General features: G+C 45.4%; 14 protein-coding genes. 2 read left to right on the forward strand and 12 right to left on the reverse strand.

The window, feature by feature from the left end:
• Positions 1–67 precede the first annotated feature (67 nt).
• Complete coding sequence (gene radA / locus KHN79_RS10600) at positions 68–1,447, reverse strand: DNA repair protein RadA (RefSeq protein WP_182008767.1); 1,380 nt, start codon at positions 1,445–1,447, stop codon at positions 68–70.
• A 134-nt stretch (positions 1,448–1,581) separates the two neighbouring features.
• On the opposite strand from radA, the gene KHN79_RS10605 reads away from it, so the two are divergent.
• Positions 1,582–3,930, forward strand: a complete 2,349-nt coding sequence (locus KHN79_RS10605) for a PilZ domain-containing protein (RefSeq protein ID WP_182008768.1) — start codon at positions 1,582–1,584, stop codon at positions 3,928–3,930.
• A 62-nt stretch (positions 3,931–3,992) separates the two neighbouring features.
• On the opposite strand, the gene serB is transcribed toward KHN79_RS10605, so the two are convergent.
• Positions 3,993–4,973 (reverse strand): phosphoserine phosphatase, encoded by a 981-nt coding sequence (serB, locus tag KHN79_RS10610; RefSeq protein ID WP_182008769.1) that lies wholly within the window; start codon positions 4,971–4,973, stop codon positions 3,993–3,995.
• A gap of 92 nt (positions 4,974–5,065) precedes the next feature.
• On the opposite strand from serB, the gene KHN79_RS10615 reads away from it, so the two are divergent.
• A complete protein-coding gene (locus tag KHN79_RS10615) occupies positions 5,066–5,671 on the forward strand; it encodes a YtjB family periplasmic protein (protein WP_182008770.1) in 606 nt (201 codons plus the stop codon).
• Between the two features lie 83 nt (positions 5,672–5,754).
• Here KHN79_RS10615 and deoD read toward each other — a convergent pair whose 3' ends face one another.
• The 10 genes from deoD to KHN79_RS10665 all read right to left on the reverse strand — a co-directional run bounded on the left by deoD (position 5,755) and on the right by KHN79_RS10665 (position 16,137).
• The gene (gene deoD / locus KHN79_RS10620; protein ID WP_182008771.1) at positions 5,755–6,474 is read right to left on the reverse strand and encodes a purine-nucleoside phosphorylase; all 720 of its coding nucleotides are present in this window, start codon (positions 6,472–6,474) and stop codon (positions 5,755–5,757) included.
• A 159-nt stretch (positions 6,475–6,633) separates the two neighbouring features.
• Positions 6,634–7,854 carry a phosphopentomutase gene (locus KHN79_RS10625; RefSeq protein WP_182008772.1) on the reverse strand — a complete coding sequence of 407 codons (1,221 nt, stop codon included), beginning with the start codon at positions 7,852–7,854 and terminating at the stop codon, positions 6,634–6,636.
• A 178-nt stretch (positions 7,855–8,032) separates the two neighbouring features.
• Positions 8,033–9,361 carry a thymidine phosphorylase gene (deoA, locus tag KHN79_RS10630; RefSeq protein ID WP_182008773.1) on the reverse strand — a complete coding sequence of 443 codons (1,329 nt, stop codon included), beginning with the start codon at positions 9,359–9,361 and terminating at the stop codon, positions 8,033–8,035.
• A gap of 241 nt (positions 9,362–9,602) precedes the next feature.
• The gene (deoC, locus tag KHN79_RS10635; protein ID WP_182008774.1) at positions 9,603–10,379 is read right to left on the reverse strand and encodes a deoxyribose-phosphate aldolase; all 777 of its coding nucleotides are present in this window, start codon (positions 10,377–10,379) and stop codon (positions 9,603–9,605) included.
• A gap of 565 nt (positions 10,380–10,944) precedes the next feature.
• Positions 10,945–12,228 carry a NupC/NupG family nucleoside CNT transporter gene (locus tag KHN79_RS10640; RefSeq protein ID WP_182008775.1) on the reverse strand — a complete coding sequence of 428 codons (1,284 nt, stop codon included), beginning with the start codon at positions 12,226–12,228 and terminating at the stop codon, positions 10,945–10,947.
• A gap of 205 nt (positions 12,229–12,433) precedes the next feature.
• Entirely contained in the window at positions 12,434–13,207 is a 774-nt protein-coding gene (locus KHN79_RS10645) for a TatD family hydrolase (RefSeq protein ID WP_182008896.1), read from the reverse strand.
• Positions 13,194–13,376 (reverse strand): DUF5363 family protein, encoded by a 183-nt coding sequence (locus tag KHN79_RS10650; protein ID WP_182008776.1) that lies wholly within the window; start codon positions 13,374–13,376, stop codon positions 13,194–13,196. Before KHN79_RS10650 ends, KHN79_RS10645 begins: the two co-directional genes overlap by 14 nt.
• 118 nt (positions 13,377–13,494) lie before the next feature.
• Positions 13,495–15,084, reverse strand: a complete 1,590-nt coding sequence (gene prfC / locus KHN79_RS10655; RefSeq protein WP_182008777.1) for a peptide chain release factor 3 — start codon at positions 15,082–15,084, stop codon at positions 13,495–13,497.
• Between the two features lie 146 nt (positions 15,085–15,230).
• The gene (rimI, locus tag KHN79_RS10660) at positions 15,231–15,686 is read right to left on the reverse strand and encodes a ribosomal protein S18-alanine N-acetyltransferase (RefSeq protein ID WP_182008778.1); all 456 of its coding nucleotides are present in this window, start codon (positions 15,684–15,686) and stop codon (positions 15,231–15,233) included.
• A 52-nt stretch (positions 15,687–15,738) separates the two neighbouring features.
• On the reverse strand, positions 15,739–16,137 hold the full coding sequence (locus KHN79_RS10665; RefSeq protein ID WP_182008779.1) for a DNA polymerase III subunit psi: 399 nt from the start codon (positions 16,135–16,137) through the stop codon (positions 15,739–15,741).
• Between the last annotated feature and the right edge of the window lie 189 nt (positions 16,138–16,326).

Genomic DNA, 16,326 nt, shown 5'->3' on the forward strand with positions numbered 1-16,326 from the left:
TTCGCTTATCAGTTCGAATAGATTCCAAACATTGTGATCGTTTAGTTAACTACTTTATCGCTCATCTTTATAGCTCATCAAAAGCCTCGATCGCTTCTGACAATTTCTTAACGCCATGGATCTGCATGCCATCAATGCCACCTTTAGGCATGTTAGCCGCAGGAACGATGGCTTTTTTGAAGCCATGTTTAAACGCTTCGTTTAATCGCTCCTGCCCGCTTGGTACCGGACGAATTTCACCTGCAAGTCCAACTTCACCAAAGATAACCACATCCTTTGGCAGTGCACGGTCACGAAAGCTTGATAATAAAGCCATGACTAATGCAAGGTCGGCACTGGTCTCGGTCACTTTTACGCCACCAACCACATTAACAAACACGTCCTGGTCTGCCATTTGCAGCCCGCCATGCTTATGGAGCACAGCCAATAATAAAGAGAGTCGGTTTTGCTCGAGGCCAACGGCAACCCGGCGAGGGTTCGCAAGCTGCGAATAATCCACCAGCGCCTGAATCTCTACTAATAGAGGACGGGTGCCTTCCCATACAACCATGACGGATGAGCCTGAGGTTTCTTCCTCTCCTCTTGAAAGGAAAATCGCGGACGGGTTACTGACTTCTTTCAGACCTTGTCCTGTCATGGCAAATACACCCAGCTCGTTCACTGCGCCAAAGCGGTTTTTATGGCTACGAAGTGTACGGAAGCGACTGTCAGTGCCACCATCCAGAAGTACAGAACAGTCAATAATGTGTTCAAGCACTTTCGGGCCGGCAAGTGTACCGTCTTTTGTTACGTGACCAACGATAAATACCGCAACGTTATTCTGTTTCGCGTAGCGAGTCAGCGCCGTTGCCGATTCACGGACTTGCGCCACGCTACCTGGGGATGACTGTACATCCGAAACGTGCATCACCTGAATAGAGTCAATCACCATAATACGCGGCTGCTCTTTCTCGGCGATCTGACAGATTTTGTCTACGTTGGTCTCGGATAACATTTTCAGGTGTTCTTTTGGTAATCCAAGACGAGAGGCTCGCATCGCGACCTGTTGCAGTGATTCTTCGCCCGTCACGTACAGCGTTGGCATTTGTCCCGACAAAATACACATAGTCTGAAGTAACAGAGTCGATTTACCCGCACCAGGGTTACCACCTATCAGTATTGCCGCACCGGGAACCACACCGCCGCCTAACACTCGATCTAGCTCTTTAAATCCACTGGTAAAGCGCGGCACCTCTTGCAAATTAATTTCTGACAAGGTTTGCACAACCGCTTCTGTGGCCGAACCTGCATAGCCGGTTAAACGCTCGTTGCGTGCTACCGTTGGCGACGCTGCGATACGCACTTCCGTAATCGTGTTCCACGCACCGCACGCATTACACTGTCCCTGCCAACGTGGAAAATCTGCGCCACAATCATTACAAACATACGCTCGTTTTGCTTTCGCCATGATGCCTCAATTTTTTCTACAAATGTGGCCAAGCACACCCACGCCAGATTTTTCTGATCTGGATTGGTGATACACTCAAGCTTTCCGGTGCTTAGCCGATATAATTCGAACAACGACATACTCTAACAGAAATAATGCTGCAATCTGAAATTCTCTCTCTCGCTGAACGACTCATCCCCGTTTATGGCTCTGTTGACTTTGATTTTGTCCTTGGCCAACTGACTGAGGAGTCCCCGCCCTCGACAAAAATTCTGGTAAAAATAGAACTCAATCGGTTGATGGCTCCATGCACAAAGAGCATTGATCTGCGCGGCCGTGTGAATGGCGAATGCAGAAAGTATGTGTTCGAAGGTATTTCACACTGGTTAGATGATGTTGCATTTAATGACTACCATAAAAACATTAAGAAATTTGGTAGCTATACTGAAGGCGTGTGGGAGACCCTGATAACTGCACGTAATAACTTTGCTTCAATGAGTAAACCGAGTTCTCAGCAGCAGAACGTTTCCTTAGCCAATACGAAAAGCCCCTTCTTAGCCGAACCAATTCAATTAGGGTACAACTTAAAACGCCAGGAAAAACGTTTAAAGCTCCAATCACAAGTCGAGATCCAATGTTCTAACGGTCAACTCATTAATGGCTTAAGTATTGATCTGTCTAGCTCAGGGGCAAAGTTCAAAGTACCTGCCGCGTTTAATTACAACCTTGGTGAAACCATAGAAGTCAGCTTTACCGAGTTAGCCAGTAAATCTCAGTTAGTCGGATTTGAAAAGCCGATGAGTTATCGGGTACTTGCTGTAGATAATTGCTATGAAAATGACGCTGTCCGATATTTACGAACCGCCCGCCTGACTGAAACCCAGCTGATCGACCGAGTAATAGACGAAGTACTGAACAGTGCTGAAAAACGCACCCGTCACGATAACCAAGATAAAATTATTCGTGCTCGTACCCGTGGTTATGAGCACATTGCATTAAAGCATACCAGCAACCTGCCTTTGTTCTTCCAGGGTAATGAACTGAAACTCGCTATGCTAACGCCAAACAACCAAAAATTATGGCAATACTGGCACGACGAGCGAAACCAACAGACTCTTGGCTCCCTGTTCCATTCAGAAAGAATTAAATCTTTGATTGCTCCCGGAGTGAAAGGAACAACGAATGTTCTCTACTCTTTCACTCACGACCACGAAAACAAAACCTATTTTTACTCGATGCTCAGACCGGAAGCGGACAGAGACCAGCGCCTGCTCTTCTGGCATATAGGGGCAAAACGTAAAAGTTGGCGGGTATTTCGGGTATCAATGTTTGAGCTATCCGAACAGGAAAAAAATGATTTAGCCTCCTTTTCAGCGGAGTTAGCGGAGACAACTCATTCCATCACTCATATGGGAATTTTGCAGGAAATATCGGATGAGCAATCTGGTCAGGACTACCTTTTAGCCGAGAAGCCTCGCGTACCTTCAAGCGCACTGAATGTTTTCCGACATCCAAGACGCATCATCGGCAGTCCTAAAGGGATTTATTTTGATGCACAAACACGGCGTAAAGAGCCTCGTTATCAGTTTAAGACGCCACTGGAACTGACCGCCGGTCAAATAAACGTACCAGCACACAGTGTCGACATATCCAAACGAGGACTGGGGATCAGGCTGGATGAACCGACCACCTTGCGCTCAGGGCAAGAAGTTCTGATTAATTTTCGCGAGTTACAACTCTACGACAAGAATCTACCCCTCTCTGCAGTGCCTTACCGGGCCGTACGTGTGAGTGCTGATGGTCGTCAGGTTCAGCTAGTGATTGATGAAAATAGTAAAACGATGCGAGTGATAGCTTTTTTCAATTCGATCATCGAACACAACCAGGATAAAATCATTCAACAGGATGAAGTTCTGCCCAGCAATGCGTTATTAGAGAGACTCCATAGCATCCTGCTATCGAGATCGTTGAGCTCGCCGATTTTTATCAGCAAAACGTCATCAGGCTCCTTTAACACATCGGTTATTGGTGTGAGCTCCCCCTTGCCTAAACATATCGAGCTATGCGCTCAACTAGGGCATGACAACAAATTTTCACTGGAGCCTATTTTTAAAGGGCGAACTAGCACACTGATTGCTGAGCCTGTAAAGCGCGTCGAAGGTGCAACGGCAAAACATCAGGATATTTACCTCAGTGCTTCAAAAGTCGGTAGAAAGATAACTCATATTGAATCTAAGCTGCGTCAGGATTTTAAAAGCGTAAAGGAACGTATCCACTTTATTAAGAAAGCACGCATGTTGGGAGATTTCTATGTACTGCGTTTGTCTGCGGTACCTATTTTCGACCCGATGACCTCTTTACTAAGACAAGACTTAGAGGAGCTTGCTGACTTCAGCCTACACCAGGCAAGCAAGCTGGAAACAGAACTGACTGCTTTGGTTGGATACTGTGAATTTGAAGACATCACAGAAGAGATCATTGTAAGACTTGAGCTGACTAGCTAAACAAAACACCGCCTCAATAGGCGGTGTTTTTAACTTTGATTATTTAACAGAGTTCTGCATAGCTACGGCTTCGACTTCCAGCTAATTTTTTGTTGTTTAACCAGTGCCCCTGAGAGGATACAAAGTACGCCACCCAAGCCGGAATACCTAATCGCTGCTTGTGCTTGCGCCTCTACTTTTGGTTTCGCGTGATAAGCAATACCAAGACCTGCTGCAGACATCATCACCAAGTCATTCGCACCATCACCAACTGCAACTGTATTATGCTGCTCAATGTCATAGTCGTCTGCCAGTTCCACAAGTATGTCAGACTTCACTTGTGCGTTAACAACATCACCAAGCACTTTACCGGTTAGTTTACCGTCAATGATTTCCAGTTTGTTTGAACGGGCAAAGTCCAGCCCAACTTTCTCTTTAATATAATCGGAGAAATAGTCAAAACCGCCGGACGCAATTGCCGTTTTCCATCCCAACGCTTTAAAGGTAGCAATGAGTGCTTCGAAATCTTGCATAAATGGCAGTTCAGCTCGCACTTGTTCGAGGATAGATTCATCGGCACCTTGCAGTTTACCAACACGTTGGCGAAGACTCTGCTCAAAATCGAGTTCACCTTGCATCGCACGCTCTGTTACTTCGGCGACTTCTTCTCCGACACCCGCTAACTTAGCGATCTCATCAATACACTCAATTTCAATCGCTGTGGAGTCCATATCAAACACCACCAGGCCGGCTGAGGATAAATCAGGCACTTCATTTAACGACGCATAATCTAACTGAAGACTTTGTAAAATCGTCTCATGTTGAGGTGTAAGCTCACCAGACATCAAAGCCACTTCATACTGGCCTACTTTCCACGTATCCAGCACGGTATTATAAAAGCCGGTAAAGAAATCAATATCTTCGAAATGTCGCGGTGACAGGTATGTTGAAAAAACAATCCAGTTTGCTTTGGCTCTGTCTAGTTGCGTAGCAAATCGGGTTTCGGGCAATCGTTTTAAAAGTGTCGTATGTTTTCGAATAGGCAAGCTTTTTGACGCGTCCATGTATATAATCCTTTTTGACTTTGCTAAAAAGTTACCTCAACAAACTAAAAAGGCAAGTCTTTGTTTTGTTTTTAAATCGATGAGTAAAGAGCATGAGTGAATCCTTATTCTCAGTAAGGAATGCCCTGCGAGCACTGGCACTAATACTATTGTGTGTGATGTTGTTTATGACAATAAAGAACAGTGTGATAATCAGTAAGGGCAATGAGAAAATTCAAGCGCATCAGCTTGAAACACTCACCAAAGTTTTGATTTCACAGGCATCTCTGTCTGCCAGTGAAATGATTGTGAACAATGACCAGGAACGACTGCTGCAGCTGACTAACCAGCTCGCGCAAGATCGTCTGGTGTTTGATGCAACCATTTATGATGCAGAAGGCGTGCGCCTCGCCTCGAGTGAAGATGCGTTATCAGTACGAGAAGTATTGGGATTAGATACCCCGTTAGCGACCGCTTCGATTGGCCGCCAACAACTGCTGGAGCCCGTCGTCGCTGACGGTTCTGTAGTAGGTTTTATTCGGGTTACCTTCGAAACAGGCAAGGTGACGGCTATCTCCGATCATCACTACCGTAAGAGCGATCGCTACATGTACCTGATGGTTCTGATGAGCTTCCTGTGTGGCATGCTGATTATTATAATTTTGCACAGTCAGCCGATTCGCCGGAAGAAAGGCGAAAATTTATTGCTTACAAAGTAAGAAATGATGGCTCCAGATATAAGTTGAAGTATAAAAAACGGCTCGCAGTTGCGAGCCGTTTAGCATTCAATCAGATAAGAAAATTAATCTTTATCACCCAGCAGTACAGAGTCCAGAGCGATCAACATCATTTCGTTAAACGTGCTCTGACGCTCGTCAGAAGTGGTTTGCTCGCCTGTTTTAATATGGTCTGAAACCGTACAGATAGTCAGAGCTTTTGCACCGTACTCAGCAGCAACCCCGTAAATACCAGCCGCTTCCATTTCAACGCCAACAATGCCGTATTTATCCATTACATCAAACATCTCTGGATCCGGGGTATAGAAAAGCTCAGCAGAAAATAGGTTACCGACCTTTACATCAATGCCGCGCGCTTTCGCCGCTTCTTCTGCTGCACGTACCATTTTGTAATCAGCAATCGCAGCAAAGTCATGTCCTTTGAAGCGAATACGGTTAACTTTAGAGTCGGTACATGCTCCCATACCAATGACCACATCACGCACTTTGATGTCTTCATTGACAGCACCACAGCTACCGACACGAATTACCTTTTTAACACCAAAGTCTTTGATTAATTCAGTCACATAGATAGAGCAAGACGGAATGCCCATACCATGGCCCATTACCGAGATCTTACGACCTTTGTATGTGCCGGTATAGCCAAACATATTGCGCACGTCACAAACCTGAACCACATCTTCAAGGAACGTTTCTGCGATGTATTTTGCTCGTAGCGGGTCACCAGGCATTAAAACAACGTCTGCGAATGCACCCATTTCAGCATTGATATGAGGAGTTGCCATGTTTCTTTTCCTTAACCTTTCTCTGGCATATCGCGCTTAATACGTGCCAGCCAGAGTGTTTTTCGACATGTAATAGATAGCGATTCACATAACTAGCTATCCACTACTGCTAGATAAAAAACTAGGAGCTACATGAGCTCCTAGTTTTGAATATCCTAATTATAGGAAGTTTTTACCGTAATCCATTGGCGATGTACCAAAGTGGCTCGCCAGTGTTTGACCGATATCAGCAAACGTATCACGAAGGCCAAGAGAGCCAGCCGGTACTTTGTTGCCGTAAACCAACACTGGAATGTGTTCACGTGTATGGTCTGTGCCTGGCCACGTTGGGTCACAACCGTGGTCTGCAGTCAGGATCAACACATCGTCTTCTTCCATTAGCTCTAGTACTTCGTTGATTCGGCCATCAAAGTACTCAAGAGCCGCAGCGTAACCCGCTACATCACGGCGGTGACCGTATGCTGAGTCAAAATCTACGAAGTTTGTGAATACGATTGTGTTATCGCCAGCTGCTTTAATTTGCTCTAGCGTTGCTTCAAACAGCGCAGGAATACCGTTCGCTTTCACTTTTTTCGTGATACCGCAGTTCGCGTAGATGTCTGCAATCTTGCCGATAGAAACAACTTCGCCTTGCTTCTCTTCAACAAGCTTTTGCAGAACGGTTGCTGATGGTGGCTCTACAGACAGGTCACGGCGGTTACCTGTACGCTCAAACTGACCTTTACCAGGACCAGTGAATGGACGTGCAATTACACGGCCAATGTTGTAATCAGCCAGTTCTTCACGAGCGATCTGGCAAAGATCAAGCAAGCGATCCAGGCCAAATGTCTCTTCATGACATGCGATCTGGAATACAGAGTCTGCAGAAGTATAGAAGATAGGCAGACCTGTCTTCATGTGCTCTTCACCCAAGTCGTCCAGTACTTGTGTACCAGATGCATGACAATTACCTAAGTAACCATCAAGACCAGCACGCTCAAGGATGCGGTTAGTCAACTCTTCAGGGAAGCTGTTTGTCTTGTTAGTGAAGTAACCCCAATCAAACAGTACAGGAACACCCGCAATTTCCCAGTGGCCAGAAGGAGTATCTTTGCCTGATGAAAGCTCTGCTGCGTGTCCGTAAGCACCGATGATTTCTGCATCAGCATCTAAACCCGGAGCAAAACGACCAGTAGACTCTTTGTGAGCCATCGCTAGACCTAATTTAGACAGGTTTGGAAGACGAAGTGCGCCCTGACGTTTATCGTTATCTGCCTGACATTTTTCACAGAAGTCAGCGATATGCCCAAGTGTATCTGAACCTACATCACCAAATTGCTCTGCATCAGCGGTTGCACCAATGCCGAATGAGTCTAGTACTAAAATAAATGCTCTTTTCATTGCTTATTCCTTCGGTCCACTCGGCAAGTTTCTAACGTTGAGCAGACCTTGTGTAAAAAATTTTCTGATTCAGAACCGAAAACAAGCGCGCAAAATCCTGCCCTGGAAATACCGTCAAAAGAAAAGTATCAATTGACGGCTTTAACCAGTGAAGAGAATCAAACGCTTATGTGGGTCGTTAAATATCTTCTGCGCGGATTTGGCGGTAAACCTCTGGTGTTGGTGTGTACTCACCACCAACTTTAATAGCACTGCGAAGTGCTTTTGCCGCTTCTTCCCACTGCTCTTCAGTGCGAGCGTGGATTACCGCAAGAGGCTTGTCGCTATCAGCAACTTCGCCAAGACGGATAAACTCATCGAAACCAACCGCGTAGTCGATGACATCAGTTGCAACGCGGCGACCACCACCCATCGCAACGACAGCCATACCAATGGCACGAGTATCCATCGCTGAAACAATGCCTGTTTCCGTTGCGTAAACAGGTTTAATAATTTCTGCTTTTTCCAGGTAGTTTTCGTAGTTTGCTACGAAGTCTGCAGGGCCACCAAGGCCGGCGATCATTTTACCGAAGCACTCTGCTGCTTTACCGTTGTCTAGCACTTCCATCAGTTTCGCGCGTGCGTCTTCTGTATCTTTCGCCAGCTTACCCAGTACCAGCATTTCCGCACATGAAGCCATCGTCACTTCAAGAAGACGTGGATTACGGTATTCACCAGTCAGGAATCGAACCGCTTCACGGACTTCAACGGCGTTACCCGCCGATGATGCCAACACCTGGTTCATGTCTGTCAGGATTGCAGTCGTCTTAGTACCAGCACCGTTTGCTACTGCTACGATAGATTTCGCTAACTCTTCAGACGCTTCGTAAGTTGGCATGAATGCGCCAGAACCTACTTTTACATCCATAACCAGAGATTCCAGACCCGCTGCCAGTTTCTTAGAAAGAATAGAAGCGGTGATAAGCGAAATGTTATCAACGGTTGCGGTAATATCGCGCGTCGCATAAACACGCTTATCAGCAGGCGCCAAGTCACCTGTTTGGCCGATGATTGCAACACCCGCGTCTTTGGTTACCTGACCAAAAACTTCGTTGGTTGGTGTGATGTTGTAGCCTGGAATAGACTCTAATTTATCTAGCGTACCACCCGTATGCCCAAGGCCACGGCCGGAAATCATTGGTACAAAACCGCCACATGCTGCCACCATAGGGCCAAGCATGAGAGACGTAACGTCACCAACGCCACCTGTTGAGTGCTTATCGACAATCGGGCCGCCAAAGTTCATATGGCTCCAGTCGATAACCATACCTGAATCACGCATAGCACAAGTCAGCGCGATTCGTTCTTCCATCGTCATTTCATTGAAGAAAATAGCCATAGCAAAAGCCGCAATCTGACCTTCAGATACAGTGTTGTTTGCTACACCTTGGATAAAGAAATTAATTTCGTCAGCGGTAAGGGCTTCGCCGTCACGTTTTTTACGGATGATTTCTTGTGGTAAATACATTAGTGCCTCCCAAGCTTTCTATTATCAATGGTAAAAATAGGAGCTATGGTAAAAGTAGGACAGAAAAGTGGTAGCACCAAACGCGGTGCTACCATTTAGACAGATTCTTTAGTCACATCTAAAATAGTCGGCGTTGCAGCTAGGCGACAAGTAAGTTCATCCCTATGAGCATAGGGGTTCTATGTGATTAGGGTGAACTTATGCAGTCAACAACGCTGCAGCGTCAAATATGACGGATGTGTTAGTAAGCTGTTGGATCAGCTGTTTCGTCTGTTACTTCTAATGTATTAAGTAGGTTAGTCAGCAGGCTTGACGCACCGAAACGGTAGTGACGAGCATCAACCCAGTTGTCACCCAGGATTTCGTCAGCCATTGCTAAGTATGCTTGTGCATCTTCAGCAGTACGCACACCACCAGCAGGTTTAAAGCCAACTGTTTCTGCAACACCCATATCACGAATAACTTCTAGCATCATACGAGCGTATTCTGGCGTTGCGTTCACTGGCACTTTACCAGTTGAAGTTTTAATAAAGTCAGCACCTGCTTCGATACAGATTTGAGATGCTTTCTTGATAAGTGCTTCTTCTTTCAGTTCACCCGTTTCGATGATTACTTTCAGAAGAATGTCACCACAAGCTTCTTTACATTGCTTAACCAGTTCGAAGCCCACTTTCTCATCACCCGCCATTAATGCACGGTATGGGAAAACTACGTCAACTTCGTCTGCACCGTAAGCCACTGCCGCCTTAGTTTCAGCTACGGCAATTTCGATGTCGTCGTTACCGTGTGGGAAGTTAGTCACAGTTGCAATGCGAACTTCTGGAGTGCCTTGCTCACGAAGTGTCTTCTTAGCAATAGGAATAAAGCGAGGGTAAATACAGATTGCAGCAGTGTTGCCTACTGCTGTTTTCGCGTCATGACATAGTGAGATCACTTTTGCATCTGTGTCGTCGTCATTCAGCGTTGTAAGATCCATAAGTTTAAGTGCACGTAGTGCAGCTGCTTTTAAATCGCTCATTTCTATCTCCGATCAATATTCAAAAAATTCACTACTCAGCCTCATATCTCACCTCTAACTATAATCAAGGAGTCGAGATAATGTTAAAAATGGCTCAGTAATCGATTTATGAACGGACTTTGTTCCATGAAGACTCGGCGTAGACTGCGAAAATGTCTTATGCCAATTGCTATCCTTGTCACCGCACAGTACCAGTTTGGCCTATGGCACAACAATCTATGATTGCGGTGTCTTTAATATCACATCACCAGCAAAATGCCTACGAGATCTAATATTTCAGGGAAATTCATTTACCCATTGAGTAAGTTGTGTTCGCCTTTTGATGTCTACATTATAGATATTCATCGCAAAACTGTAGTACCAAATAGAGCGCAAACGGTTTGTATCTCAAAATTTTCAGGCTTTCCTTTCTCTCGATAGTCAGATGAGAATCATTATCTAGGGTCTGTTGACCTAGGCACTATCTAAAAATTTTCAGCGCTGAAAACAAAAAAAGCCCCGCAGCAATCTCTTGCTACAGGGCATGATTTAATATGGCGTCTATATATTAAGAACCAGTACTAAATTACATTGCTGCTAGGCTTAAGCAGAAGCCTGCAATTGTCGCTGCCATTAGGTTAGACAACGTACCAGCAAGTACTGCTTTAATACCCATGCGCGCGATGTCGCTGCGACGGTTTGGCGCAAGGCTACCTAGACCACCAAGTAGGATCGCGATAGAAGAAAGGTTCGCGAAGCCACATAGTGCGAATGAGATGATAGCTGTTGTCTTCTCAGACATCACTTCACCAGTTGCCGCGATTACTTGAGCGTTATCACCGATGTATGGCGTGAAGTTCAGGTACGCAACGAATTCGTTCACAACAATTTTCTGACCGATGAATGAGCCAGCTGTCGTTGCTTCAGCCCAAGGAACACCGATTAGGAATGCAAGTGGAGAGAACAACCAACCTAGGATCAATTCTAGTGTTAGTTCTGGCATACCGAACCAACCGCCAACGCCACCTAGCATACCGTTGATAAGAGCGATCAGACCGATAAATGCAATCAACATCGCACCAACGTTAAGAGCAAGTTGCAAACCTGAAGCTGCGCCGCCTGCTGCTGCATCGATAACGTTCGCAGGTTTGTCGTCGCCACCGTCCATTGCTTCTTCGAAATCTTCATGAGGCTGATCAGTTTCAGGATGAAGAATCTTAGCGAACAATAGGCCACCAGGAGCCGCCATGAATGACGCCGCTACTAGGTACTCTAGAGGTACACCCATTGATGCGTAACCTGCAAGAACACCACCAGCAACAGAAGCAAGACCACCACACATTACCGCAAATAGCTCAGATTGAGTCATCTTTGGAACGAATGGACGAACAACTAGCGGTGCTTCAGTTTGACCTACGAAAATGTTAGCGGCTGCAGACATTGATTCTGCACGAGAAGTGCCCAGCGCTTTTTGAAGGCCACCACCAAGAATCTTGATAACCCATTGCATAACGCCAATGTAGTACAGAACTGAAATCAGAGCTGAGAAGAAGATCAGTGTAGGAAGAACACGGAACGCGAAGATGAAACCACCGCCACCGAACACTTCGAACATCTTGTCTGAAACAAGACCACCGAACAGGAATGACGTACCATCGTTACCATATGCGATAACGTTAGATACACCACTAGAGAAACCGTTCAGTAGATCACGGCCCCAAGGTACATAAAGAACAAATGCACCTAATGCGAATTGGATAGCGAATGCGCCACCTACGGTTCTAAAATTGATAGCTTTGCGGTTAGATGAGAATGCAAATGCGATTGCAAGAAGCACTACCATACCGACTAGGCTCATAAACAGGCTCATAGTTTATGACTTCCTTATAAGTTATTTATTGGCGTGTAACAAAATGGAGCTAATAAAGCGGGGGCAATTATACTCACGCATAATGAATTAAAGTAATGCCAACCTCACACTTTCTATTAAGACTCTGGGTTGATTCACTAATCTTTGTGAGTGAACTCACACCAAATAAGAAAGTAATTTCTAGTTTGAACACTAACTTTGAATTTCATTCACAGATACAGAAGGCAAAATTGCTATTTCTCCACAACTGAGAAGCAATCGGTTGCTTTTTGCCAGATCGTAACCGCACTAACTCATTAAACACATGAATGAGTTTAGCCGGGTGATTAGGCTGCCCCTGATACCCAAGTATAGGCATATCTGGCGCATCTGTTTCAATAACGAGTTTTTCAAGAGGCAACTTTTGAATAGCATCGCGGGTTTTCTTGGCTCTCGGGTAAGTAATGGTGCCCCCTACACCGATGAAAAATCCTAATTTAACCCACTCCGTTGCCTGCTGATAACTACCAGAAAAAGCATGCACAACACCACCTTTTGGTAACTTCGCCGCCTTGACCATTTGAATTAGTCGGTTGTGTGCTTTGCGGCTATGTAAAACAACCGGCAGGTCAAAACGTCTGGCTAACTCAAACTGGATCTCAAGCGCTTTTTCCTGAAGTGAAACGGGTACGTCGATTGCAAAATCTAAACCGCACTCTCCTATTGCGACGCACTGAGGACATTCGTGAAACAAATACTGCTCAAGTTGCGGCAAAAATTGCTCAAACCTTTGATCGAGAAAATAGGGATGGAAGCCTAATGCGTAATATAAGTGGGGACTTTGCTTTGCTAAGGTTTGAATACGTGACCAGTTTGAAGGACCAACCGACGGGATAAGGATTCGTCTTACCCCCTGCTCCTCCGCGAGTTTCAGGTTGTGTTCAAAATCATCCTGAAATTCATCAAAATCGAAATGACAATGGGTATCAAAGAGCTTCATCTTGGGATTGCTCATGACTATCACCGGGTTGAGACGATGTAATTTTCTCCTCACCTTTATGTACCGGGTCTTTTCGGTAAGGTACGCAGCTGCGCTTTTGATCGGGCGTTAACCCCATCTCGTCACACCAATCGTCGTAGCGCTTGATTCCTCTTTTAATCCAGTTCATGTTGCATCCTCACACAATTCAAATCATTCTAGCTGATATAAAAGCGCCCTTGACTAAGTCTATAGCCAAGGGCGTTTTAAAATCCAGTCGCTATACAGCGGCGTTCAATTAACGTCTGTTAGTGCTCACGAGTCGCACGGAATTCAACATCAGGGAAGCGCTCTTTAGCAAGGTTCAGGTTAACCATAGTTGGTGCGATGTAGGTTAAGTTATCACCACCATCGAGTGCTAAGTTTGCCTGGTTCTTACGTTGGAACTCATCTAGTTTCTTCGCGTCACCACACTCTACCCAGCGAGCCGTTGCTACGTTTACGCCTTCGTAAATCGCTTCTACGTTGTATTCAGATTTCAGACGAGCAACAACCACATCAAACTGAAGCACACCTACCGCGCCAACGATAAGATCGTTGTTTTGCAGAGGACGGAATACCTGTACGGCACCTTCTTCCGAAAGCTGAACCAAGCCTTTCAGCAGCTGTTTCTGCTTTAGTGGATCTTTCAGACGAATACGACGGAACAGCTCCGGCGCAAAGTTAGGAATACCAGAGAACTTAAGTGATTCACCTTGAGTAAACGTATCGCCAATCTGAATCGTTCCGTGGTTATGCAGACCAATAATGTCACCGGCGTAAGCGTGTTCTGCACGAGCACGATCACCCGCCATAAAGGTTACGGCGTCAGAGATACTCACCTGCTTACCAAGACGAACATGGTTCATCTTCATACCCTGCGTGTAAGTACCCGATACGATACGCATAAAGGCGATACGGTCACGGTGTTTTGGATCCATATTTGCCTGAATCTTAAACACAAAACCCGAGAACTTGTCTTCTGTTGCTTCAACGTCACGCTCAACTGCCTGACGAGTTTTCGGCGCAGGCGCCCACTCTGTCAGACCATCCAGCATATGGTCTACACCGAAGTTGCCCAATGCGGTACCGAAATAAACCGGCGTTAATTCACCAGTCAGGAATGACTCCAGTTCGAACTCTGGGCAAGCACCCATAACAAGCTCAAGCTCTTCACGTACGCTTTCCGCCAGATCCGCACCGACTTTTTCATCCAGTTCCGGGTTATCCAGACCTTTAATGATACGGACTTCCTGAATCTCATGCCCATGACCAGATTCGTACAGAATCGTCTCATCACGGTGAATATGGTAAACACCTTTAAACTCTTTACCACAACCGATTGGCCAGGTAATTGGTGCACACATCATACCCAGTTCGTTTTCTACTTCATCCAGAACTTCCATCGGATCACGAACGTCACGGTCAAGTTTGTTCATGAAAGTGACGATTGGCGTATCACGAAGACGGGTTACTTCCATCAGTTTACGGGTACGATCTTCGACACCTTTCGCCGCATCGATAACCATCAGACATGAGTCTACTGCGGTTAGAGTGCGGTAGGTATCTTCAGAGAAGTCTTCGTGCCCCGGAGTATCGAGCAGGTTCACCAGACAATCGTTGTAAGGAAACTGCATCACAGAAGTGGTAACCGAGATACCACGTTCCTTTTCCATTTCCATCCAGTCAGATTTTGCATGTTGTGCATTACCACGACCTTTGACAGTACCTGCTTTTTGGATCGCGTTTCCGAATAACAGTACTTTTTCGGTGATGGTTGTTTTACCCGCATCCGGGTGCGAAATAATAGCGAATGTTCTGCGTTTAGAGACTTCGCCTAGAAAAGGTGTATTTGACATGAAACGGGTCTTCTTTGATGTATGCACGCTTGCTGAAAAACAAACATGCATTTTTAGATTCAATTTTGCGCGGTATTCTCGCTTATTATTGCTTTAGGGGCAACTGATCGCTTTGGGACATCATCCCTAATATAACGTGTTTTTGGCTAATGAAAGAAGATATAACTCATGATGATCGCATCTTCTTTGCCATTGCCTGTTTTAGCAGGGTAATAGTTATAGCGACGGTCTAACTCGTTGAACCCCGCCTGCTCATAGATATGAATTGCAGCTTGATTACTTTCTCTCACTTCGAGCCAGGCGCTTTCTGCTTTTACTTGTTCACAGTGTTCTAAAAACGCATCCAGCAGCTTCTGTCCATAGCCTTTACCTTGTTGTGAAGGAGCTATTGCGATATTGAGCAATGTCACCTCACCGACAATATTCTGAGCATAGAAATAACCGATAACCGTACCACCTTCCAACATCACATGGTGACAAGCGCCCCGGCTTGATAAATCTCGAACCAGAGACTCTGCCCAGGGGTGTGAGTGCGCTTGCTGTTCGATTTGCCACACTTGATCCAAATGCTCAATACGTATTGGGACTATCTCAATCGCCATTATAAAACCTATTTAAAACTTAACTGTGTGGTGCCACAGCGTAATACAAGCGTTACGAGTAGGAACAAATCTGCTGCCAAAGTGCGCGCTTTTGTTCGTTGTTACCATCGATATCTTCCAGCAAAGGAGAGGTCAGTTGTTTGATGTTTTCAACCGTTAGCGCTTCACAGCCAGCAAACCATATCCACTCAAGTTGATGCTCTGCTAAAAGAGGTAAGCGCTCAGGCTCTAGGTGCATGGATTGGTCGACTGTCAGCTTCATACTCTTGAGTATTTTCTCAAACAGATTCGCAGACTCATTCACAGGACATCCCGGTGAAACCAAAAGAAGTTTGCAACTACCAGGCAGCTCAATCATCGGTGATTGATATCCAGCCAGTCTATCTGGGTGAACCAACTCCCAAGTGCTGATTCCCATCTCATGTAAATACTGTTTCTCGTTTATCGACATTTTTCGTCACCTGTTTGAACCCGGCAATACTATCAAAGAATAGTAACGATACCCAATGATCGATTACTGAATACTGAATACTGAATACTGAATACTGAATACTGAATACTGAATACTGAAGCTTAATAGGGAATAACAATGGAATGTCTAAATTATTTAACCTGAGCGGTGAAAAATGAAATGTAATAA

The organism is Vibrio sp. B1FLJ16, from assembly GCF_905175385.1.
In the GTDB taxonomy this organism is placed as follows: domain Bacteria; phylum Pseudomonadota; class Gammaproteobacteria; order Enterobacterales; family Vibrionaceae; genus Vibrio.